The sequence below is a fragment of the Limnohabitans sp. JirII-31 genome, assembly GCF_002778315.1.
GTDB lineage: Bacteria > Pseudomonadota > Gammaproteobacteria > Burkholderiales > Burkholderiaceae_C > Limnohabitans.
In genome coordinates, this window is record NZ_NESA01000001.1 from 393514 (window position 1) to 412231 (window position 18718).

Sequence of the window (18718 nt, forward strand, 5' to 3'; positions counted from 1 at the left end):
AGAATGTCTTTCAGGATCAGTTGTTGTGAATCACATGGGCGGCGCAAAACCGTTGCGCCCCACGGTCACGCGCACAGCGGTGGGCTGACCGTCTTTGACCTGAGCCACCACCATGACCTTGGCACCAGGAATCAGCAACACATTTTCTTCTTGCTTGGCCGGGCGGATGGTGACGATGGGCGTGCCCGCAGGCACCAGCAACCGCTTTTCACCGTCTTTGTATTTCAGCAGCAGTTGCTGACCGCCAGGCATTTGGCTGGGAGCTACGGCTAGGCTTGCCACGGTGGCGTTGGTCATGGTGCTTTGCGGTTGCAAGTCCCACGCGTAGTGACCTTCGCCCGTGCCGCGTGCGGCTTCAGGAAACACCAACACTTCCAAGGCCACCTGAGACCCATCGGCTTGTGGCATGGCGGCCGAGCCGATGAAGCTGCCCACTTGAATGTCTTGCAACGCGATGGGCAAGACCTCAGACACGGGCATATCGGCAGGTCGCACCAGCGTGACGACTTCGCCGCTGCGGTCTTTCACCACCAGTTGAGTGGGGCTGACTTGTTCAATCGTGCCGCGCACGCGCACAGGCGCAGAGGGGCTGGCTGTTTGTGCGTTGATGCACAGGGTGAGACAAGATAAAAGGCCTGCAATGAGCATGCGTGGCAACATGGCAACTCCTAGAGGGGGACGGTGGATGTCTCTGGACGATACCGGGTTTCAAGAGGCCGTGCTGGCGTCGACGGCAGACCACGCCTCGCAGGCGTTGAACTCTTTGACTTCGGGGTAGTGCTCCATGCGTTGGAATTTACGCATGAGCACCGTGCTTTGAAAATATTTGAGGCCGCAGCGCAAGCCGGTGCTGGCGGAATACGAGGGCATCACATAACTACACGACTGGCATCGCGGCTCATTGGGATGCTGCGATGCCAGGCTTGTCATGGTCAGTCGTCAGGCCTTGACGGGTTTGCAGTCTCCGCACATGAACATGCTTTGGTTGAGCAAGCGCTTGAAGGTGCCCAACGCACGCGGTTTGTGTAAACCGCATTTGTAGCAGCTCATGCTGGCTGCTGTGTGCCCAGAGCCACCAAATGGAGACCCTCCGGCTTTGGATTTGTAGCGAAGTCCGTCGCTGGCGATCTTGGTGGTTTCGTCTCTGCTCATGCTTGTAATTTTAGGTCATGTGGATGAAGTGTGGGTGCCTGGTGTCTGGGACGCTCAAATCGCGTCTGCAACATGTCGATGCAAGACGGCGCGGCGCATCATGTCGCAAAAATATTCAGCGGCGGGGGTGAGTGGCAAACCGCTGCGTCGCACCAAGCAAATAGGGGGCGCAGGCAAAACTTCGCGCACAGGGATGGCTTGCACCATGTCGCGCAATGGCATGAATTGGGTCCACTGCACGGGCAGCATCATCAGCAAGTCTGAGTGAGTGAGGGCCACCAGGAAGGACAGGGTGGAGTGAGCCTGCATGACCAAGCGAGGTGCAGGCAAGCCGTGTTGGGCAAACAAGGGGCCGAGTTCTTCTTCGGCAATGTGGGTGACGGAGGTGGTGATCCACTCGGCGTCAACCAGCTCGGCCAAAGACTTGGCATGTGCCAGCGGATGGCCTTTGCGGCCATAGATCAAGCGTGTGTTGTCAAACAGTTTTTCGCGTGTTAACTCTGGCGCCATCTCGCCAGGGTCGGGGCCCATGTAGCAGTCCACACGGCTTTCTTTGAGGTCGGCTTCGATGGTGGGGTACATCGCATCGCGTATGTCGATGGTGACATGTGGGTAGCGCGCACGAAAAGGTTGCAGTGCGTGCGGCAGCAAGGCAATGTGCGGCACGCTGGAGAGGGCCACCGTCAATCGGCCATGGGTTTCGCCGCGCAGTTGGTCGAGTTCTTCTTGGGCCAAGCGCAACTCGTTGCGCACCGCGCTGGCGCGGCGCAAAAACACCGAGCCCATGGGGGTGAGCTGCACGCCGCTGGGGCTGCGTTCGAACAGGACCACGCCCAGTTCACGCTCCAACTCTTGAATGCTGCGGCTGATGGCGGGTTGTGAGCCATTGAGTTGGCGTGCCGCCGCACGCAGGCTGCCGCGTTCGGCCACGGCCAAAAAGTCACGAACCGCGCTGAACTTCATGCCATAGGCCTCGACAAAGCCGTGATGTTGGCAACATAGGGAAAACGAGAGGGATCGAATTTGGGCATCAGCATTTGAATATTGTCATCTTCCCGGTTCACCAACGCATCCGTACCATCCCTAGCAATTTACAAGGGAGAGCATTGCATGGGTGATTCGTTGTTGAAGACGGGGGTGTTGATCGTGGGTGCTGGGCCAGTGGGTTTGGCTTTGGCGATTGAGCTGGGACACCGATCCATTCCTTGCGTGTTGATTGAGCGCAATGAGCGTGTGGGCTATGCCCCACGTGCCAAGACCACCAATGTGCGCACCCGTGAACACTTTCGCCGTTGGGGCATTGCCGACACGCTGCGCGCTGCCTCGCCGTTTGGCATGTATTACCCCTCCAACGTGGTGTTTTGCACCAGCTTGTCGGGCCACGAGCTGACCCGATTTGAGAACGCCATGTACTGCGCGCCAGGGCGCAACCCGCTGTATTCGGAGCATGGCCAATGGATTCCGCAGTACACGGTGGAAGAGGTGATGCGTGAGCATGCGCAATCGCTGCCGAATGTGGACTTGCGTTTCAACACCGAGTTGACGACTTTTGAACAAGACGGAGACGGCGTACACGCGGTGGTGCGTGATTTGCGACAAGGCCAGAACATCACCATCGAGGCCAGTTTCATGGTGGGTGCCGATGGCTCGCGCAGTGTGGTGCGCGAAGGCATTGGCGCCAAGATGGAGGGCACGCGAGGTTTGTCACGCAACTACAACGTGGTGTTCAAGGCCCCAGGTTTGGCCGAAAAGCAAAAGCATGGGCCGGCCATCATGTACTGGCAAGTCAATGCCGAAGCGCCCAGTTTGATTGGTCCGATGGACCAAGGCGACAAATGGTTCTTCATGCCCACCGGCATGAAAGAGGGCACCAAGCTGGATGTGGCGAACACGCCCGATTTGATCCGCAAAGCCACGGGCATTGACTTGCCCTACGAGGTGCTGTCCACCGACGAGTGGGTGGCCAGCCGTTTGCTGGCCAACACCTACCGCGACCGCCGCGTGTTCTTGGCCGGCGACGCGTGTCACCTGCACCCGCCGTTTGGGGGCTACGGCATGAACATGGGTGTGGCCGATGGGGTGGATTTGGGTTGGAAGATCGCTGCCGTGCTGCAAGGCTGGGGTGGACCCGCGTTGCTCGACAGTTACGAGCAAGAGCGCAAGCCGGTGCACAACATGGTGTTGGACGAGGCGGTGGCCAACCACGCGATGCTGGGCAACCAGCTTTGGAAGGAGGGCTTGGATGGCGACAACGCCGAGGGCGCTGCGATGCGCCGCGAGGTGGGCGCTGTCATTCAGGCTGGCAAGTTGCGCGAGTTCACCACGCTGGGCGTGATGCTGGGCTACCGTTATGAAAACTCGCCCGTGATCGTGCCGGACGGCTCACCCATGCCCGGGCATGACTACATCAACTATGTGCCGAGTTCGCGCCCCGGCTCACTCGCACCGCACGCGTGGCTGCACGATGGCTCTTCGCTGTACGACCACTTGGGTCAAGGCTTTACCTTGTTGGCGTCCAAAGACGCGCCGTCTGAGGCGATTGAGCAAGCGCGCTTGCAAGCCCGCAACGCGGGGGTGCCTTTGACGGTGATTCAGCCCAACGAAGCAGGCATTGCCGAGCTGTATCCGACACGCTTCACGCTCATTCGTCCTGACCAACATGTGACATGGCGCGCCGATGCCTGGCCACACGCAAGCGTAGGATTGTTCGAAAAAATCAGTGGTCGCAACAATTCGTTCACACCTGGAGGAGTCAAAGCATGAGTTCAACCCCCCACCTCGAATCACGCCGTCCCGGCGTGTTGGCCGTTCATTCGGTCGATCGTTTTGTCTACACCGTGCCAGACCTCAGCGTGGCGATCAAGTTCTACACCGACTTTGGTTTGGATGTGCGCCAAGTCGACCAGCGTTTGGACTTGTACACCTTTGGTCACGACCACTGCTGGGCTTCGGTGTTTGAAGCCGGGGAGCGCAAGCAACTGCAATATGTGCGCTACGGCATCTTTGCTGAAGATGTGGCTGCATTTGAAAAGCGCGTGAAAGACTTAGGCATTGGCTGTGCGCCGCATCCGCTGGGCAGCCAAGATGGCATTTGGTTGCGCAACCCGGATGGCACGGCGGTTCAGCTGTTGGTGGCCAAGAAGGTGTCGCCATCGGTCAAGTCCACCCCCGCGCCCAAGAAGCCCGTGCCCGCTGGAAAAGGGGCCGCGCCAAGCCGCAGCCAGGTGGTGTCGACCCGCCCTAAGCATTTGTCGCATGTGTTGTTCTTCAGCCCCGATGTGTTGCGCATGACACGCTTCGCCGAAGACGTGTTGGGCCTGCGTTTGTCAGACTCCTCGGGGGACATCATTGCCTTCATCCACACCCCTCATGGCAGCGACCATCACCTGATCGCCTTGGCCAAGTCGCATGCACCCGGCCTGCACCACAGCAGCTGGGAGGTGGGCAGCATTGACGAGGTGGGCGTGGGGTCTGAGCAAATGCGCAATGCAGGTTGGGACCGTGGCTGGGGCTTTGGCCGTCACGTGTTGGGCTCGAACTACTTCTACTACGTGCGCGATCCGTGGGGCAGTTTTTGCGAGTACTCGCACGACATCGACTTTGTGCCCGCCGACTTGGATTGGCCTGCGGCTGACCACGCAGCCGAAGACTCGCTGTACGTGTGGGGGCCCACCATGCCCGAGGGCTTCATCACCAACCAGGAGCAGCCACTACCGGCTTGAGTCGGACACCACGGCCACGATTTCAATTTGAATCAGCATGCCCATGGGCAAGTCCATCACCATGGTGTGGCGTGCCGGGCGGTCGTGTGGGTCGGGAAAGCAGGCCAACCATTCGGCGTTCAGCAGTTCGCGCAGGCTGTTGTTTTGGATGTAGGCCTTGACATGCACCACATCGTCCAAGCTGGCGCCGCCATTGCGCAACAGCGTGCGCAGGTTTTGAAACACAAACTTGGCCTGCGTGGCCGCGTCGCCGGGCAAGGTGTCGTTGGCCGGGTCGCGGCCCATGATGCCGGAGGAATAAATCGTGTTGCCCACACGCGCGCCCATGGGAATGGGTGCGTTGCCATGGGTGATGCCGTCTACTTCGATGGAGCGGGGTCGTCTGGTGGTCATGGGTCAATCTCTCATGTGGAGGGGTGGTCTTGTTCAGTGCGGCAGTGGCAAGGCGGTTTTGTAGCGCACTTGCTTGAGGGCAAAGCTGGAGCGAATTTTTTCGATGCCAGGGATGGGGGTGAGTTGTTCCAAGATGAACTTCTCGAGTGCCGTGATGTCGGCCACGGCGACGCGAATCAGGTAGTCGCTGTCTCCCGTCATCAGATAGCACTCCATCACCTCGTCGTGCTCGGCAATGCGTTGCTCAAACTCGGCCAAGGCCGATTTGGACTGTTCTTTCAAACTGATGGAGATGAAGACCGACAAGTTCAGCCCCAGCTGTTTGGGGTTGACCAGGGCCACATAGCGGTCAATCACGCCAGCAGCCTCCAGGGCTTTGACCCGCGTGAGGCAGGGCGAGGGCGACAGATGCACCCGTCGTGCCAGCTCGATGTTGGTGAGGGAGCTGTCGTGTTGCAGCTCCGTCAAAATGCGCAGATCGGTGGCGTCTAAATTCATTTCATGCTTCTAAATCAATTGATCGAAGCATTTTATTTTGTTATTTGCCGAAGTCGACCTGAAAACAACAGCCTATTTGGGTCATTTTTTTTTACAGTGACCGCATGACCGATCACAGCCTTCTCCCTTTCTTGGCCGCAGCCAGCGGCGATGTGGACCCCTTTGAAACAGCCGAATGGCGCGACGCATTTTTGTCGCTGGTGGCCACCCATGGCCCCGAGCGCGCGCGTTTCATTTTGGACAACTTGGTGCAACTGGCCAACACCTCCAAGGTGCAGTGGCAGCCCGAGTTGGCCACGCCCTACGTCAACAGCGTCGCGGTGGAGCAGCAGCCCGCCTTTCCGGGCGACTTGGCGATGGAAGAACGCTTGGGTTCGCTGATGCGCTGGAACGCGCTGGCCATGGTGGCCAAGGCCAATGCCGCCTACGGCGAGTTGGGCGGTCACATTGCCAGTTATGCCAGCGCCGCCGATTTGTTTGAAGTGGGCTTCAACCACTTCTTTCACGCGCGCAACACCGCGCATGGCGGGGATCTGGTGTTCTTTCAGCCGCACAGCGCACCCGGCGTGTACGCACGCGCTTATTTGGAAGGGCGTTTGAGTGAGGCTGATTTGTCGCACTACCGCCAAGAGCTCACAGCTCCCGAGGGTGTGCGTGGTTTGAGCAGTTACCCGCACCCTTGGCTGATGCCTGATTTCTGGCAGTTCCCCACGGGCTCGATGGGCATTGGCCCGATCAGCTCGATTTACCACGCGCGCTTCATGCGTTACCTCACACACCGCCAGTTGCAAGACTGCAGCGCACGCAAGGTGTGGGGCGTGTTTGGCGATGGCGAGATGGACGAGCCCGAGAGCATGAGTGCACTCACGCTCGCCTCGCGCGAAAAGCTCGACAACTTGGTGTGGGTGGTCAACTGCAATTTGCAGCGCTTGGACGGCCCGGTGCGTGGCAATGGCCGCATCATTGACGAGTTGGAGCGCTTGTTCCGTGGTGCCGGATGGAACGTCATCAAGCTCGTGTGGGGCAGTGATTGGGATGGTTTGTTTGCCCGCGATGTCACCGGTGCCTTGGTGCGTGCGTTTGCCGACACGGTGGATGGCCAGATGCAAACCTTTGCCGCCAAAGACGGTCGCTTCAACCGCGACACATTCTTTGGTCAAAACGAAGAGCTCGCCCGTTTGGCGCAGGGCATGACCGATGAGCAAATTGACCGCCTCAAACGCGGCGGCCACGACCTGGTGAAGATCCATGCAGCCTATGCCGCTGCGGCGAACCACCAAGGGCAACCGACGGTGATCTTGGCCCACACCAAAAAAGGCTATGGCATGGGCGAGGCCGGGCAGGGCAAGATGACCACCCACAGCCAAAAGAAGCTCGACGAGACGGCCTTGATTGAGTTCAGAAACCGTTTCAACTTGCCGTTGACCGACGAGCAGGCCACACAGTTGCAGTTCTTCAAGCCCGCCGATGACAGCGCAGAGATGCATTACCTGCATGCGCAACGCCAACGCTTGGGCGGCTACATGCCCCAGCGCCACACCCAAGCCGATGAGGTGCCGGTGCCTGCACTGGCCCAGTACGCGAACTTCGCGGTCAATGCAGCGGGCAAAGAAATGTCCACCACCATGGCCTTTGTGCGCTTGCTGGGTAACTTGCTCAAAGACTCCGCGCTGGGGCCACGCATTGTGCCCATCGTGGCCGATGAGGCGCGTACCTTTGGCATGGCCAACTTGTTCAAACAGGTCGGCATTTACTCCAGCGTGGGCCAGCGCTACGAGCCGGAAGACATTGGCTCGGTGCTGAGCTACCGCGAGGCCTTGGATGGTCAAATTTTGGAAGAAGGCATCAGCGAGGCTGGCGCCATTGCCAGCTGGACAGCGGCGGCCACCAGCTACAGCGTGCACGGTTTGGCCATGTTGCCGTTCTACATTTACTACTCGATGTTTGGTTTTCAGCGCGTGGGCGACGCCATTTGGGCCGCCGCAGACCAACGTGCGCGGGGCTTCTTGTTGGGGGCCACGTCTGGGCGCACCACGCTGGGCGGTGAAGGTTTGCAACACCAAGACGGCAGCAGCCATTTGGTGGCCGCCACGATTCCCAATTGCCGAGCCTACGACCCAGCCTATGCGGGCGAGATGGCGGTGATCGTGGACCACGGCATGCGCGAGATGTTGGTCGAGCAGCGCGATGTTTTCTACTACGTCACCTTGATGAACGAAAACTACGCCCAACCCGATTTGCCCGTGGGTGTGGCGCAAGACGTGATTCGCGGTTGCTACAAGTTCAATACCTTCGAGGTCACGCAAGCCCAGGCGCCACGTGTGACCTTGATGGGCTCGGGCGCGATCTTGACCGAGGTGGTCAAAGCCGCCGAAACGCTGGCGGCACAAGGTATTGCCAGCGATGTGTACAGCGTCACCAGTTGGAGTGAGTTGGCGCGTGATGGCCTGGCGTGCGAAGAACGCGCGATGGCTGGCAATGCCACACCGGGCGCGCCGTTTGTGCAGCAACAGTTGGCGCACAGCCAAGGCCCCATCGTGGCGGCCACCGACTATGTGCGCGCAGTGCCAGAGAGTGTGCGTGCGTATTTGCCAGCGGGCCGTCGTTACCTGAGCTTAGGCACCGACGGGTTTGGCCGCAGCGACACGCGCGCGGCTTTGCGTGCCTTCTTCCATGTGGATGCGGCCAGCATTGTCAAAGCTGCTTTGTATGCCTTACGGTAAGGTGTGTTGCAGGGCACGGTTGAAGTAGCTCAAGTCCAAAAACTTGTCGGGTGCTGGTGCTTTGCCACCCCATTGGCCTTCGATCTCGGCGCGTAAGGCCAACACGTTTTTGAAGCCCTGCATGTCGAGCGCGCAGTCTTTGGACAAGCCGCTGCCCGATGGGTCGTTCAAGGCTTGGTAAGTCATCTCGGCTTTGTTGGCGTCGAGCTTCAACTCACGCGACAGCACCTTCAGGGTGAGTGCTTTTTGCGCGGGGTCTTGGGCCGCGCGGCAGCCTTCGATGTAAGCCGCGATGTAGCGCTCAACAGCCGATGCATGGGCAGCGGCCCAAGGGCGCATCACAAAAATACCACCGGCTTGGTAAGGACCGTACAACGCCGTGGTGGTGCCCAAGCTTTTGGCGCCACGTTCTTTGGCCAAGAAGTTCCAGGGTGGGTTGAGCAGGGTGGCCGCTCCAGCCGGACTGTCCAAACCTTTGAAGCGATTTTCTGAGCCGCCCAGTGGGTCAATCTTGTAGTCTTTGCCTTCCACCAAGCCTGCGTCTTTGAGGATTTTGCGGCCAATCAGGGCGTACGCCGTGTCGGGTGCGTCCACCACATAGGTGCGCCCGCGCATGTCAGACGGCTTGTTGATGTCTTGGCGCACCAGCATTTCGTTCATGCCGCCATCGCCCCCAGAAAGAATGACCACATCCTTTTTGGCCACCTCAATCATGGCAATGGCGTTGTCGACGGCTGCGTGTGCAATGTCAAATTTGCCTTCGGCCAAACCTGCGCGTTGTTGCTCAGAGTTGGGGGTGAACTGCATCACCGGGGTGATGCCCCGACGGGCAAAGTAGCCTTTTTCCATCGCCATGTAGATGGGGATGTTGCTGGCACCACGGAACACATTGACACGCAGAGTGACAGGGTCGTTGGCAGGCGCTTGAGTCACAGGGGTGGCGCTGCATGCGGCAAGGCAAAGGGCGATAGAGGCGGTGAGGGTTTTGTACATGGTGTCTTTCAAGGGTTAGCGAATGTATTGTTCGCAGCTTTTCTTCTTTTTGTCGTCGGAAATTCGTTTGCAGTATTTCGCGTCGTTGTTGACTTTGGCCAGGCATTTGTTTTGCAAATCGCCGTTGCCAATGCGGTTGCAGAACTCGGCTTTGTTGGCATCGATGGCTTGGCAGTAGAGTTTTTTGTCGTTGTTCTGGATACCGTTGCAGCCTTCGTAATCTGCTTTTTGCGCGTAGTCTTTGGTGGCCGCCGTGGCGTTCAAGCACAGCATCAACAGCACAATCAATAGGCGCATGGTGTTCTCCTTGAAGTCTCAGGGATGCCAAACATCGTCGATTTCTGTCACATCCAAGGCAGCATAGTTTTGCGCACATCCATGCAAATGCCATGGGTGTTGACCCGCCTCTATGTCGAGGCGAACGGCGTCTTCGTTTTGTTTCTTCGCCAGGGCTTTGTGCACCACCTCGGCCGCATCTTTGCGCGCAATCACGATCACCCCATCGCCATCGGCCACCACCAGGTCGCCGGGATAGACCGTCACACCATCACACACGATCGGTGCGTTCACAGTGCCGTGCCCCAGTTTTTCGGGGCTGCTGGGACCAATCTTGGTGGCCCACACAGGTGACTGCATGGCCAACAAATCGTCGGTGTCGCGAATGAATCCATCGACGATGGTGGCCTGCAGTCCTTTGACTTTGGCATAGAACGCGGCCATGTCGCCCCATTGGGCCCCAGACTCGGGGCATTGCACCACCAGCACATCCCCGGCCTGGGCCAGGTACAGCGCGCGGTGCATCATGAGGTTGTCGCCAGGTTCACAAAACGCGGTCACTGCCGGGCCTGCAATGCGCACGCCGGGCAGCAAAGGGCGCATGTGTGGCCCCATGGTGGCCAAGCGGCCTGCAATGCCGCCCATCGCTTCATGCAGATCGGACACGCTGACTTGGCGCGCCAGGGCGCAGAGGTCTGCATCGACGCGGTTGACCTTCAGATAGACGATGGATTTTTTCATGGCGTGCTCAAACGGGTGTGTCGCCCGCGAGGGTGATGCGGTGCATCACGCGCTTGAAGCCGTGGTAATCGTTGACCGGGTTGTGTTGTGTGCAGCGGTTGTCCCAGAACGCCAAAGAGTGGGGCCTCCAGACAAAGCGGCAGGTGAACTCGGCTTTGACTTGGTGTTCAAACAGAAACTTCAAGAGAGGCGCACTTTCCTCGTCGGTCATGCCCACAATGCCCGAGGTGTGGGCCACGTTCACGTACAAGGCTTTGCGGCCTGTTTCGGGGTGGGTGCGCACCAGCGGGTGTGCGTGGGTGTAGTTTTTGGGTGCACCTTCTTTGCCATCGGTCTTGAGGCGGTCTTCACGTGTTTTGGACACATCGGCCTTGGCCGAACTGCTGATGCCTTTCAAGCCATGCAGCAAGGACTTCATGGTGTCTGACAGTGTGTCCCACGCGAGGTACTGGTTGGCAAACAAGGTGTCGCCACCATAGGGGGGAATTTCATGTGCCAACAGCATCGAGCCCATGGGCGGTTGTTCGAGGTAGGTGGTGTCGGAATGCCAGATGCCACCAAAGTTGTTTTTTTCGTGTTCGAGTTTTTTGACTTCAATCACACATGGAAAGCCATCCAAGCCTTTGACGAAGGGGTATTCCACGGGCGTGCCCATGGCTTGGGCAAAACGCATGAACTGTTCGGTGCTGAGGTGTTGATCGCGAAAGAAGATGACCAAGTGTTCGAGCAACGCGGCACGAACGGCTTGCTGCACATCGGTTGACATGGGTTGGGTCAAATCAACCCCGTGCAACTCAGCGCCTAGTGCGCCTGCGATACGTTGAATTTTCATTAAATTATTCTGTCACAGCTCACGTTTTTGAGATCCCGCGTTTGTCCGCCCTGCGACAAGAGAAACAGGACGTTCATGCCATCCTCTCGCGACAAAAATATTTGGAGTTTGTGTGTTCAAAATTCTCATCAAAATCATGGCCTTTGCTTGGCTGGGCATTGCCATGCAAAGTCAGGCACAAGACTTTTTGTCGCGCCCCGTCAAGATCGTGGTACCGCAAACACCGGGCGGTGCATCCGATGCTTTGGCGCGCATCGTGGGGCAAAAGCTCAGCGAGAAATGGCAGCAGTCGGTGGTGATTGAAAACCGTGCAGGGGCCGGTGGCAATGTGGGCATGGAGTACGTGGCGCAAGCGGCGCCCGACGGCCATACCTTGCTGATGAGCTATGTGGGATCGCACGCGATCAATGCATCGCTGTACAAAAAACTCCCGTTCGATCCTGAGAAAGATTTCGCCCCTGTGGCCACCTTGGCCACTCTGCCGTTTGTGTTGGTGGCCCGTCCTGATGCTTCTTTCAAAACCGTGAAAGAGTTGGTGGAGCAGGGCAGAAAAGCGCCACTGACTTTTGGCTCCGCAGGCAATGGGTCGGTGAACCATTTGCTGGGCGTGATGTTCAACTCGGCCGCTGGCACCAAGCTTGAACACATTCCTTATCGCGGTGCCGCGCCCGCGATGCAAGACTTGATGGGCGGACAAATCAACATGGTGTTCACCAGCTTGCCTTCGGTGGCCGGGTCGATCAAGAACGGGACCTTGCGTGCCATCGCGGTGACCAGCGGCGCACGTTCATCCAATTTCCCCAGCATTCCCACGATTGCTGAAGCAGGCTACAAAGAGTTTGATGTCTCGCCTTGGTTTGGTTTGTTCGCCCCAGCCAAAACGCCTGCGGCGGTGGTGCGTCGCATCAACCAAGACATCCAAGAGGTGTTGAAGAACAAAGAAGTGATCGAGAAGTTCAACGCCCAAGGCGCTGATGTGTTGATCACCCAGCCCGCCGAGTTTGGTGCCCTGTTGAAAAACGACCTCGTCAAATGGGGCGAGGTCGTCAAGGCCTCAGGCGCACAGATCGATTGAGGCGCCTGTGCGCGCTGCCCTTCAAGCGCGGGCGGGCAGCACCACGTTCACAGGTTTGCCGCCCTCGGCCTTGCCGGTGATGGGCGGCTTGGGCAAGCGGTTCTCACCCGGTTCAATCACGAACGTGTAGTCGAGCGAATACCAATCGCCTTCGACCTGTGGGTCAGGCGCGGGCGTGTTGGTGTGCAGCACGTAGTGACCAATCAGGGCTTGGGTCACCGCAAACTGCACATCGGTTTCCAAAAACGGATCGTCGCTGGAATACACCTGCGAGAACTGGGTTTTGTAGCCCGGTTTGTTGATCATGAAGTGGATGTGTGCGGGCCGCATGTTGTGGCGGCTTTGTGCCCGCAGCAACGCGCCCACTGGACCACTGAGTGGGATGGGGTAGCCCGCAGGCTTGACGCTTTGAAATGCAATGTGACCCTGGGCGTCGGTGGTGAACTTGCCACGCAAATTCATGTCGGCTTGTTCGGGGTCTTGGTTTTCATAGAAGCCCTCGGCCGAGGTGTGCCACACATCCACGTCGGCATCGGCCACGGGCTGGCCTTGACGGTCACGCACCCAGGCGTTGACGAAGATGGGCACGCCTGCCGTGAGCGAACGCACCAGCGATGCCCCCGACGCCATGCGCGGTGCGTCTTGACGCCAAAACGGGCCCATCAAATTCGCGGTGGTTTCGGACTGGCCGTTGTCGCCGTTGTTGAGCAAGCACACCAGCGACGACAGCCCCATAGAGCCCGCAGCCAACACCACCTCGTTGTGCGAGGGGGTGGTGAGTTGCCCGAGTTGGGCGATCACGCCACAGACTTGGTGAAACTCGGCTTCGGTGAGTTGGGCGTCGCGCGCAAAACCGTGCAGGTGGATCACCGCTGCTTTCATGATGGTTTTGAAGCGTTCGTCGGTGGCGTGCTCCAACTCTGCCAAAACAGCGGTGGTGACGTCTTGCTGGTTTTTGATGATCATGTGTTTGTCGCTTCGATGTCGTCGTGTGTCAGGTAGTCCCACATGCGCTCCACAATGCCACCGTTCCAGGTGGCGCGCTCTTGGGCTTCTTGGGGGGTGTTGAAGATGGATATGTCGGTATGACCGGCGGCTTGCACCGCATTTTCAACCCGACCCGCATCTTCCAAGAACCAGGCCAAGACCAAGGCTTTTTGAATCGAGTCGGCCACGGTCACGGCACCGTTGACACTGACCACCACCGCAGGGGCGTTGCCCAAGGTGTCGACCACGCCCTCGGCGGCAGCTTCGTTGCGCACCAGAGCCGTGTGCTCCCACCGGGGCACGTGTGGGTAAAAGTAGCTAGAGAACCCGTGTCGTGCGCTGGGCGTCAATTTCATGGCGGCGAGGGCCATCACATGCGGTGGGAAAAACCGGCAAATGCCGTTCACCTCGGTGCGTCGTTTGTAGACCTGTTGGTGGATGCGCACCTCACCCAACACGCCGTCGGGCAAGGGGCCATGGACCGACACCACGGTGCCACTGTTTTGTGGGGTGAGCAGCCCCATCGGACGTGGGGCGCACACCAGGAAGTGCTCAGCGTCGAGTCGTAAGCTGCAATGGCCATAGGCGGTGGCCAAACCAGCGCGCGCCAAGGCGCGCCCGGTGGTACGCACAAGCTGCTCTTGTGCTGGCGTAGGGATGGGCTTTGTCATCAGTTTTTGAATTCAGGAATATCGGGCACCGAGCCCCACATGCAAAACGATTTGGTATCGAACGGAAATTGACGTGGCATGTCATCGGGATCGGTGATCATGCGCACGCCGCTGGAGAACTCGTAGACCATGCCGTCTGGCCCTTCAAAGTACAAGAACATCGCGCCCGATGTGGGGTGACGGCCTGGGCCAAACACCACCCGCACGCCGTGCTTTTGCAGCAGATACCAGGTGCGCATGATGTCGTCGATCGATTCGACCTGGTGGTTGATGTGTTGGACTCCGGCAAAGGTAGACGGGAACAAGGCAATCTTGTGGTGCACCTCGTCGATGCGCAACAAGGGGGCTTGCCCAATGCGGTCGCTCACCTTGGCGCTGAGCACCTCGGTCCAGAATTTTTCGTCGCGCACCGGGTGGGTGGTGCGCAGCCCCACATGCGAAAAGCCTGTGCTGCCCGTGTCTCGGGTCGGGAAGAAGCGCACCCCGCAGTGATGTGGGCGAACCACCAGGTCGATGGAGTTGCCGCTGGGGTCTTTGAAGTTCAAGAACGCTTGGACGTGGCGCATCTCACACGCGTCGGCATCGCCCTGTGTGAAGGCGTACCCAATCTGTTCCAAATGCGCGGCAGCGTTTTGCAGGGCGGCCTCGTCGCGCAATTCAAAACCCACGGTGTGGTCGCTGGGGTCGCCATCGAAGTACACCAAGGTGTGGTCTCGGTCATCGCTGCGCAAATACACGCTGCTGCCATGCTTGGGGTTGCCGACTTGTTCGCCCACACGCAGGCCCAAGATGCGGTCGGCGTAGCGGGTGGCACTCTCTAAATCACGGGTGCCTAGGCGAACGTAGCGTATGTCGTGGAGATGGATCATCGGTGCTCAGTGACGGTGTACAAGGTGCCCCAGAGCTTATCGACAGTTCAGACCGTGGCAAATATCGGGTGATCAATTCCTACCATTGATGAAACGAATGGTGCGTTGTGACAGGAAAACGTTTGCTTACGCTCATTGTTGGAAAAGTTGCTGAAACTGTGCACGCAACCATTGGTTGGCCGAGTCCTGGTGAAAGCGCGTGTGCCAATGCTGGCGAATGTCGATCATGCCAATGTCGATGGGCAAGGGCAGCACCCGCACGCCCTCGCCGGGTTTGAAGGTTTCTGCCAACCGGGAGGGAATGGTGACCATCAAGTCGGTCTGCGACACGATGCTGGACAAGCCCATGGAGTGGGCCACCCGCAAGCCCACCTGGCGCTTGACGCCGAGGTTGCTGAATTCGCGGTCGAGCAGTTGGTCGAGCGAGTCATGGCTGGCCGACGAGGGCAGGTAAGAGATGTGTGAGCTGTTGAGGTAGGTGTCCAAGGTCAAGGTGTCTTTGATCTTGGAATGGTTCTCTCGAATCATCACCACGTAGTGTTCGCGAAATAGGCGTTGGATGTAAAAGTTGGGACCAAAGTCGCCAAAGAAACCCACCGCCAAATCAATCTCGCCGCTGGTCAGGCTCGCGTCAATGCGGTCGGTGGGCGTGTCCACAATCGACACGCTGACTGTGGGCGCGACTTGGTGAAGGTGTGCCAGCAGCTTAGGTAAAAACACGCGCTGGCCCACTTCGCTGGTGCAAATGGAAAACATGCGCTGGCTGGTGGCTGGGTTGAATTGCCGCTGTTCTTCAATGGCTTGTCGCAAATGCCCCAAGGCGGTTTTGACGGGGTCGGCCAAGTTCTGCGCAAACGGTGTGGGTTGCATGGCGCCTTGGATGCGCACAAACAGGGGGTCTTGAAAGTAATCACGCAAACGCCCGAGAGCGTTGCTCACAGACGATTGCGTCAGGCCCAACTCTTCCGAAGCCAATGTGACGCCTTGGGTGCGATAGATGGCGTCGAACACCAGCAGCAAATTGAGGTCAAGGGCGTTGAGTTTCATGTGGTTGTTCAATCATTGATGCCCTCAATAGTAGACATCATTCAAGTCCCCTTTGAAACTGGCTACAGTCTTGCCCTGACAGCGGCACGCACGGCGACCTTCGGCGAGCGCTGCACCTATTCTTTGTATTGAATCCATGGAGATAGACACATGATGAACGAAGCAGAAAGACAGCAAGCGGTTGAGCGTTTGTTGCAGGCAGAAAAAAACCGCAAGCAGGCAACGCTGTTGTCAGACACCTTTCCGCACATTCAGCTCGAAGATTCTTATGCGATTTCAAGTGCTGTGGCTGCGCAAAAAATCAAAGAAGGTGCCAAGTTGATTGGCCACAAAGTGGGCTTGACATCCAAGGCCATGCAAGCGTCTTCCAAGATCGATGAACCCGATTACGGCCATCTGCTCGACACCATGCTGATTGCCGAGGGTGCCAAAGTGCCGCATGCCAACTTTTGTTTGCCCCGCGTGGAAGTGGAGTTGGCGTTTGTCTTGGGTGAGTCACTCAAAGGCCCGGGCATTGGTTTGGTCGACGTGTTGCGTGCCACCGAGTACGTGGTGCCTGCACTTGAAATTGTGGATGCTCGCCTGGTCGATCAACGCAAGATTTACGACACCGTGGCCGACAACGGTGCCGCAGCGGGCTTGGTATTGGGGGGGCGACCCATCCGACCTTTGGACGTGGATTTGCGCTGGGTCAGTGCGCTGATGTACCGCAACTCTGACATTGAAGAAACAGGCGTGGCTGCCGGTGTGCTGGGCCATCCCGCTTTGGGCGTGGCCTGGTTGGCCAACAAACTGGGGCAGCACGGCGTGACGCTTGAGAAGGGGCACATCATCTTGTCGGGCTCTTTCACGCGTGTGGTGTTCGCCCGCAAAGGCGACACCTTGTTTGGCGACTTTGGTCCTTTGGGCAGCGTCAGCGTTCAGTTCGTTTAAGAGACCGTCATGGATTTGCCTGTCAATGTGTTCAAACGCGCCATTCAATCGGGCGTGCATCAAAAAGGTTTGTGGACCACACTGGCCAACACGTATTCCACCGAAGCGGTGGCCGGGGCTGGATTCGATTGGTTGCTGCTGGACATGGAGCATTCGCCCAACGAGATGGACACCATCTTGCAGCAATTGCAAACCATTGCAGGCTACGCCACCCAAGCGGTGGTGCGTCCGGTGTGGAACGACCCCTTGGCCATCAAACGCTTGCTCGACATTGGCGCGCAGACCTTGTTGATCCCGTATGTGCAAAACGCATCTGAGGCGGAGCAAGCCGTCCGCTCCATGCGTTATGCACCGCGCGGCATGCGGGGGGTGAGTGCCTTGACGCGTGCCACGCGCTTCGGACGCACCCCCGATTACATGCAGCGCTGCGAAGATGAGTTGTGTTTGTTGGTGCAGGTTGAAACCCAGGCTGCCTTGGACGAGATTGAGGCCATCGCGGCAGTAGACGGTGTGGACGGCATCTTCATCGGACCGGCGGATTTATCGGCCAGTTTGGGGTTTCCCGGCCAACTCAAACATCCAACGGTGTTGGCTGCGATTGACGGTGCGATTCAACGCATCCGTGCAGCGGGCAAAGCTGCTGGTATCTTGACTGGGGACAAGGAATTGGCCCATCACTTCATCCAGCGCGGCACCTTGTTCACCGCCGTGGGTGTGGACGCCGGCTTGTTGGCGCGCGCAGCAGACGCTTTGGCCAAAGAGTTTTGAACGCTGCTGTTTGAGCGCTGTCTGCGTTTCAGGCCAACCATTCCTTGAGGCGTTGAAGGGTCAGCCAGCCTCCCAATAAGCGCCGTCCCCAGACCAAGACACGGCGGGGCTTCCAGATGGCCAAGGCGAGCAAGCCCGCCGCAGAGGGAACCGGGTGGCGGTACAGCCACTGCACCCCCGAACGTGCGCGGTCAAACAACGCAACCGGTGCTTGAATGGCCTGTGTTTGTTGCGCCCAATTCGCGCGCAGTTGGGCGCTGCGCAGCAGCAGGCGTTGTTGGCGTAACAGCAAGTCGGTGTTATCCATGAGACTTGGAGGATTGAAGGCTTTCTTTGTCACGTTCAAGCTCGCTGGTGCTCGCATGAAACATACCCAAAGGGTTGTGCAGTCGCTTGCGCGCCTGCATCAACAACACACCGGCAATACCGAGACACAGCACTGCCATGACACCCATGGCGGCCAGTCGGTAACCTTCCCAAAACATCCAGATGATGGTGCTGCACAACAGCAAGACACCAACGATTAAAAACACCATGGCGATCGCGGCACATAAAAAACCATCGAACAAACGACGTTTTTCAAACTCCAGTTCCGTGCCGATCAGTTCAATGCGTACTTGCACCATTTCCAGTGCCGTGGCCATCAATTGCCGCACGGAACCGAATAGTCCGTTTGTTTGGGGATCATGCATGGCAGGTCTGGCCTAGCGGCGGCTGATCAGCAAGCCCACAACCAAACCAATGCCAGCGGCAATGCCAACCGACTGCCATGGGTTTTCATGCACAAACTCATCGGTGGCATGGCCTGCCGCTTTGACTTGGGCCACCGCAGCATCTTGCAGATGCTGCAACTCGTCTGTGGCTTGGTGCAGACGCGCTTTCACGCGGGAGCGAACACCCTCTGCGTGATCGCCCACCTGATCGGCAGTCATGCGCAGCAACTCTTCAGCGTCGGCAATCACGGTACGCAGGTCGCTCATCAATCGGTCTTTGTCCGCTGTCTTTGTGTGAAACATGAGAAGCCTCCGTGGCGGTTTA

General features: G+C 58.4%; 23 protein-coding genes. 6 read left to right on the forward strand and 17 right to left on the reverse strand.

The window, feature by feature from the left end; genetic code table 11:
- Positions 1 to 30: 30 nt before the first annotated feature.
- From B9Z41_RS01910 to B9Z41_RS01920, 4 genes are read right to left on the reverse strand one after another with little or no spacing between them, the layout of a single operon-like run.
- Positions 31 to 660 (reverse strand): hypothetical protein, encoded by a 630-nt coding sequence (locus tag B9Z41_RS01910; RefSeq protein WP_100144421.1) that lies wholly within the window; start codon positions 658 to 660, stop codon positions 31 to 33.
- A 48-nt stretch (positions 661 to 708) separates the two neighbouring features.
- Positions 709 to 930 carry a hypothetical protein gene (locus B9Z41_RS17010; RefSeq protein ID WP_158236117.1) on the reverse strand — a complete coding sequence of 74 codons (222 nt, stop codon included), beginning with the start codon at positions 928 to 930 and terminating at the stop codon, positions 709 to 711.
- A 9-nt stretch (positions 931 to 939) separates the two neighbouring features.
- On the reverse strand, positions 940 to 1152 hold the full coding sequence (locus B9Z41_RS01915; RefSeq protein ID WP_100144423.1) for a hypothetical protein: 213 nt from the start codon (positions 1150 to 1152) through the stop codon (positions 940 to 942).
- Between the two features lie 54 nt (positions 1153 to 1206).
- Positions 1207 to 2115 (reverse strand): LysR family transcriptional regulator, encoded by a 909-nt coding sequence (locus tag B9Z41_RS01920; RefSeq protein WP_100144425.1) that lies wholly within the window; start codon positions 2113 to 2115, stop codon positions 1207 to 1209.
- A 147-nt stretch (positions 2116 to 2262) separates the two neighbouring features.
- On the opposite strand from B9Z41_RS01920, the gene B9Z41_RS01925 reads away from it, so the two are divergent.
- Together B9Z41_RS01925 and B9Z41_RS01930 are read left to right on the forward strand one after the other, a co-directional pair.
- Entirely contained in the window at positions 2263 to 3915 is a 1653-nt protein-coding gene (locus B9Z41_RS01925) for an FAD-dependent monooxygenase (RefSeq protein WP_100144428.1), read from the forward strand.
- Positions 3912 to 4874, forward strand: coding sequence for a VOC family protein (locus B9Z41_RS01930; protein WP_100144430.1), 963 nt, complete (start codon positions 3912 to 3914; stop codon positions 4872 to 4874). The genes B9Z41_RS01925 and B9Z41_RS01930 overlap by 4 nt, the downstream gene beginning before the upstream one ends.
- Here B9Z41_RS01930 and B9Z41_RS01935 read toward each other — a convergent pair.
- On the reverse strand, positions 4863 to 5267 hold the full coding sequence (locus B9Z41_RS01935; RefSeq protein ID WP_100144432.1) for a RidA family protein: 405 nt from the start codon (positions 5265 to 5267) through the stop codon (positions 4863 to 4865). The genes B9Z41_RS01930 and B9Z41_RS01935 overlap by 12 nt on opposite strands.
- A gap of 33 nt (positions 5268 to 5300) precedes the next feature.
- Entirely contained in the window at positions 5301 to 5765 is a 465-nt protein-coding gene (locus B9Z41_RS01940; protein ID WP_100144434.1) for an Lrp/AsnC family transcriptional regulator, read from the reverse strand.
- A 104-nt stretch (positions 5766 to 5869) separates the two neighbouring features.
- On the opposite strand from B9Z41_RS01940, the gene mdeB reads away from it, so the two are divergent.
- A complete protein-coding gene (mdeB, locus tag B9Z41_RS01945; RefSeq protein ID WP_100144436.1) occupies positions 5870 to 8488 on the forward strand; it encodes an alpha-ketoglutarate dehydrogenase in 2619 nt (872 codons plus the stop codon).
- Here the strand turns inward: mdeB and B9Z41_RS01950 are convergent.
- From B9Z41_RS01950 to B9Z41_RS01965, 4 genes are read right to left on the reverse strand one after another with little or no spacing between them, the layout of a single operon-like run.
- Positions 8480 to 9481: an ABC transporter substrate-binding protein gene (locus B9Z41_RS01950; RefSeq protein ID WP_100144438.1), complete on the reverse strand. Its 1002-nt coding sequence runs from the start codon at positions 9479 to 9481 to the stop codon at positions 8480 to 8482. The two genes, mdeB and B9Z41_RS01950, sit on opposite strands and share 9 nt — an antisense overlap.
- A gap of 15 nt (positions 9482 to 9496) precedes the next feature.
- Positions 9497 to 9778 carry a hypothetical protein gene (locus tag B9Z41_RS01955; protein WP_100144440.1) on the reverse strand — a complete coding sequence of 94 codons (282 nt, stop codon included), beginning with the start codon at positions 9776 to 9778 and terminating at the stop codon, positions 9497 to 9499.
- Positions 9779 to 9796: 18 nt separating this feature from the next.
- Positions 9797 to 10498: an RraA family protein gene (locus B9Z41_RS01960; RefSeq protein WP_100144442.1), complete on the reverse strand. Its 702-nt coding sequence runs from the start codon at positions 10496 to 10498 to the stop codon at positions 9797 to 9799.
- 7 nt (positions 10499 to 10505) lie between these two features.
- Positions 10506 to 11330, reverse strand: coding sequence for a TauD/TfdA family dioxygenase (locus B9Z41_RS01965; protein ID WP_100144444.1), 825 nt, complete (start codon positions 11328 to 11330; stop codon positions 10506 to 10508).
- Positions 11331 to 11442: 112 nt separating this feature from the next.
- Here B9Z41_RS01965 and B9Z41_RS01970 point away from each other — a divergent pair, with 112 nt between their 5' ends.
- Positions 11443 to 12405 carry a tripartite tricarboxylate transporter substrate binding protein gene (locus B9Z41_RS01970; RefSeq protein WP_233202463.1) on the forward strand — a complete coding sequence of 321 codons (963 nt, stop codon included), beginning with the start codon at positions 11443 to 11445 and terminating at the stop codon, positions 12403 to 12405.
- A gap of 21 nt (positions 12406 to 12426) precedes the next feature.
- On the opposite strand, the gene B9Z41_RS01975 is transcribed toward B9Z41_RS01970, so the two are convergent.
- The 4 genes from B9Z41_RS01975 to B9Z41_RS01990 form a co-directional block, all read right to left on the reverse strand.
- On the reverse strand, positions 12427 to 13371 hold the full coding sequence (locus B9Z41_RS01975) for a dioxygenase (protein WP_100144446.1): 945 nt from the start codon (positions 13369 to 13371) through the stop codon (positions 12427 to 12429).
- Positions 13368 to 14063 carry a class II aldolase/adducin family protein gene (locus B9Z41_RS01980; RefSeq protein ID WP_100144448.1) on the reverse strand — a complete coding sequence of 232 codons (696 nt, stop codon included), beginning with the start codon at positions 14061 to 14063 and terminating at the stop codon, positions 13368 to 13370. The genes B9Z41_RS01975 and B9Z41_RS01980 overlap by 4 nt, the downstream gene beginning before the upstream one ends.
- Positions 14063 to 14932, reverse strand: a complete 870-nt coding sequence (locus B9Z41_RS01985; protein ID WP_100144450.1) for a VOC family protein — start codon at positions 14930 to 14932, stop codon at positions 14063 to 14065. Before B9Z41_RS01985 ends, B9Z41_RS01980 begins: the two co-directional genes overlap by 1 nt.
- A 132-nt stretch (positions 14933 to 15064) precedes the next feature.
- A complete protein-coding gene (locus B9Z41_RS01990; RefSeq protein ID WP_100145092.1) occupies positions 15065 to 15979 on the reverse strand; it encodes a LysR family transcriptional regulator in 915 nt (304 codons plus the stop codon).
- A 150-nt stretch (positions 15980 to 16129) separates the two neighbouring features.
- On the opposite strand from B9Z41_RS01990, the gene hpaH reads away from it, so the two are divergent.
- Positions 16130 to 16912 carry a 2-oxo-hept-4-ene-1,7-dioate hydratase gene (gene hpaH, locus B9Z41_RS01995; RefSeq protein WP_100144453.1) on the forward strand — a complete coding sequence of 261 codons (783 nt, stop codon included), beginning with the start codon at positions 16130 to 16132 and terminating at the stop codon, positions 16910 to 16912.
- Positions 16913 to 16921: 9 nt separating this feature from the next.
- On the forward strand, positions 16922 to 17680 hold the full coding sequence (locus B9Z41_RS02000; RefSeq protein ID WP_100144455.1) for an aldolase/citrate lyase family protein: 759 nt from the start codon (positions 16922 to 16924) through the stop codon (positions 17678 to 17680).
- A gap of 28 nt (positions 17681 to 17708) precedes the next feature.
- Here B9Z41_RS02000 and B9Z41_RS02005 read toward each other — a convergent pair whose 3' ends face one another.
- From B9Z41_RS02005 to B9Z41_RS02015, 3 genes are read right to left on the reverse strand one after another with little or no spacing between them, the layout of a single operon-like run.
- A complete protein-coding gene (locus B9Z41_RS02005; RefSeq protein ID WP_158236118.1) occupies positions 17709 to 17987 on the reverse strand; it encodes a YqjK-like family protein in 279 nt (92 codons plus the stop codon).
- The gene (locus tag B9Z41_RS02010) at positions 17980 to 18372 is read right to left on the reverse strand and encodes a phage holin family protein (RefSeq protein ID WP_100144459.1); all 393 of its coding nucleotides are present in this window, start codon (positions 18370 to 18372) and stop codon (positions 17980 to 17982) included. The genes B9Z41_RS02005 and B9Z41_RS02010 overlap by 8 nt, the downstream gene beginning before the upstream one ends.
- Positions 18373 to 18384: 12 nt before the next feature.
- On the reverse strand, positions 18385 to 18660 hold the full coding sequence (locus tag B9Z41_RS02015) for a YqjD family protein (RefSeq protein WP_369823277.1): 276 nt from the start codon (positions 18658 to 18660) through the stop codon (positions 18385 to 18387).
- Positions 18661 to 18718: the final 58 nt, after the last annotated feature.

Bases quoted from the DNA above. Each gene is read 5' to 3' on its own strand.
- B9Z41_RS01910 (WP_100144421.1), bottom strand. From the start codon at position 660: ATGTTGCCACGCATGCTCATTGCAGGCCTTTTATCTTGTCTCACCCTG.
- B9Z41_RS17010 (WP_158236117.1), bottom strand. From the start codon at position 930: ATGACAAGCCTGGCATCGCAGCATCCCAATGAGCCGCGATGCCAGTCG.
- B9Z41_RS01915 (WP_100144423.1), bottom strand. From the start codon at position 1,152: ATGAGCAGAGACGAAACCACCAAGATCGCCAGCGACGGACTTCGCTAC.
- B9Z41_RS01920 (WP_100144425.1), bottom strand. From the start codon at position 2,115: ATGAAGTTCAGCGCGGTTCGTGACTTTTTGGCCGTGGCCGAACGCGGC.
- B9Z41_RS01925 (WP_100144428.1), top strand. From the start codon at position 2,263: ATGGGTGATTCGTTGTTGAAGACGGGGGTGTTGATCGTGGGTGCTGGG.
- B9Z41_RS01930 (WP_100144430.1), top strand. From the start codon at position 3,912: ATGAGTTCAACCCCCCACCTCGAATCACGCCGTCCCGGCGTGTTGGCC.
- B9Z41_RS01935 (WP_100144432.1), bottom strand. From the start codon at position 5,267: ATGACCACCAGACGACCCCGCTCCATCGAAGTAGACGGCATCACCCAT.
- B9Z41_RS01940 (WP_100144434.1), bottom strand. From the start codon at position 5,765: ATGAATTTAGACGCCACCGATCTGCGCATTTTGACGGAGCTGCAACAC.
- mdeB (WP_100144436.1), top strand. From the start codon at position 5,870: ATGACCGATCACAGCCTTCTCCCTTTCTTGGCCGCAGCCAGCGGCGAT.
- B9Z41_RS01950 (WP_100144438.1), bottom strand. From the start codon at position 9,481: ATGTACAAAACCCTCACCGCCTCTATCGCCCTTTGCCTTGCCGCATGC.
- B9Z41_RS01955 (WP_100144440.1), bottom strand. From the start codon at position 9,778: ATGCGCCTATTGATTGTGCTGTTGATGCTGTGCTTGAACGCCACGGCG.
- B9Z41_RS01960 (WP_100144442.1), bottom strand. From the start codon at position 10,498: ATGAAAAAATCCATCGTCTATCTGAAGGTCAACCGCGTCGATGCAGAC.
- B9Z41_RS01965 (WP_100144444.1), bottom strand. From the start codon at position 11,330: ATGAAAATTCAACGTATCGCAGGCGCACTAGGCGCTGAGTTGCACGGG.
- B9Z41_RS01975 (WP_100144446.1), bottom strand. From the start codon at position 13,371: ATGATCATCAAAAACCAGCAAGACGTCACCACCGCTGTTTTGGCAGAG.
- B9Z41_RS01980 (WP_100144448.1), bottom strand. From the start codon at position 14,063: ATGACAAAGCCCATCCCTACGCCAGCACAAGAGCAGCTTGTGCGTACC.
- B9Z41_RS01985 (WP_100144450.1), bottom strand. From the start codon at position 14,932: ATGATCCATCTCCACGACATACGCTACGTTCGCCTAGGCACCCGTGAT.
- B9Z41_RS01990 (WP_100145092.1), bottom strand. From the start codon at position 15,979: ATGAAACTCAACGCCCTTGACCTCAATTTGCTGCTGGTGTTCGACGCC.
- hpaH (WP_100144453.1), top strand. From the start codon at position 16,130: ATGATGAACGAAGCAGAAAGACAGCAAGCGGTTGAGCGTTTGTTGCAG.
- B9Z41_RS02000 (WP_100144455.1), top strand. From the start codon at position 16,922: ATGGATTTGCCTGTCAATGTGTTCAAACGCGCCATTCAATCGGGCGTG.
- B9Z41_RS02005 (WP_158236118.1), bottom strand. From the start codon at position 17,987: ATGGATAACACCGACTTGCTGTTACGCCAACAACGCCTGCTGCTGCGC.
- B9Z41_RS02010 (WP_100144459.1), bottom strand. From the start codon at position 18,372: ATGCATGATCCCCAAACAAACGGACTATTCGGTTCCGTGCGGCAATTG.
- B9Z41_RS02015 (WP_369823277.1), bottom strand. From the start codon at position 18,660: ATGAGCGACCTGCGTACCGTGATTGCCGACGCTGAAGAGTTGCTGCGC.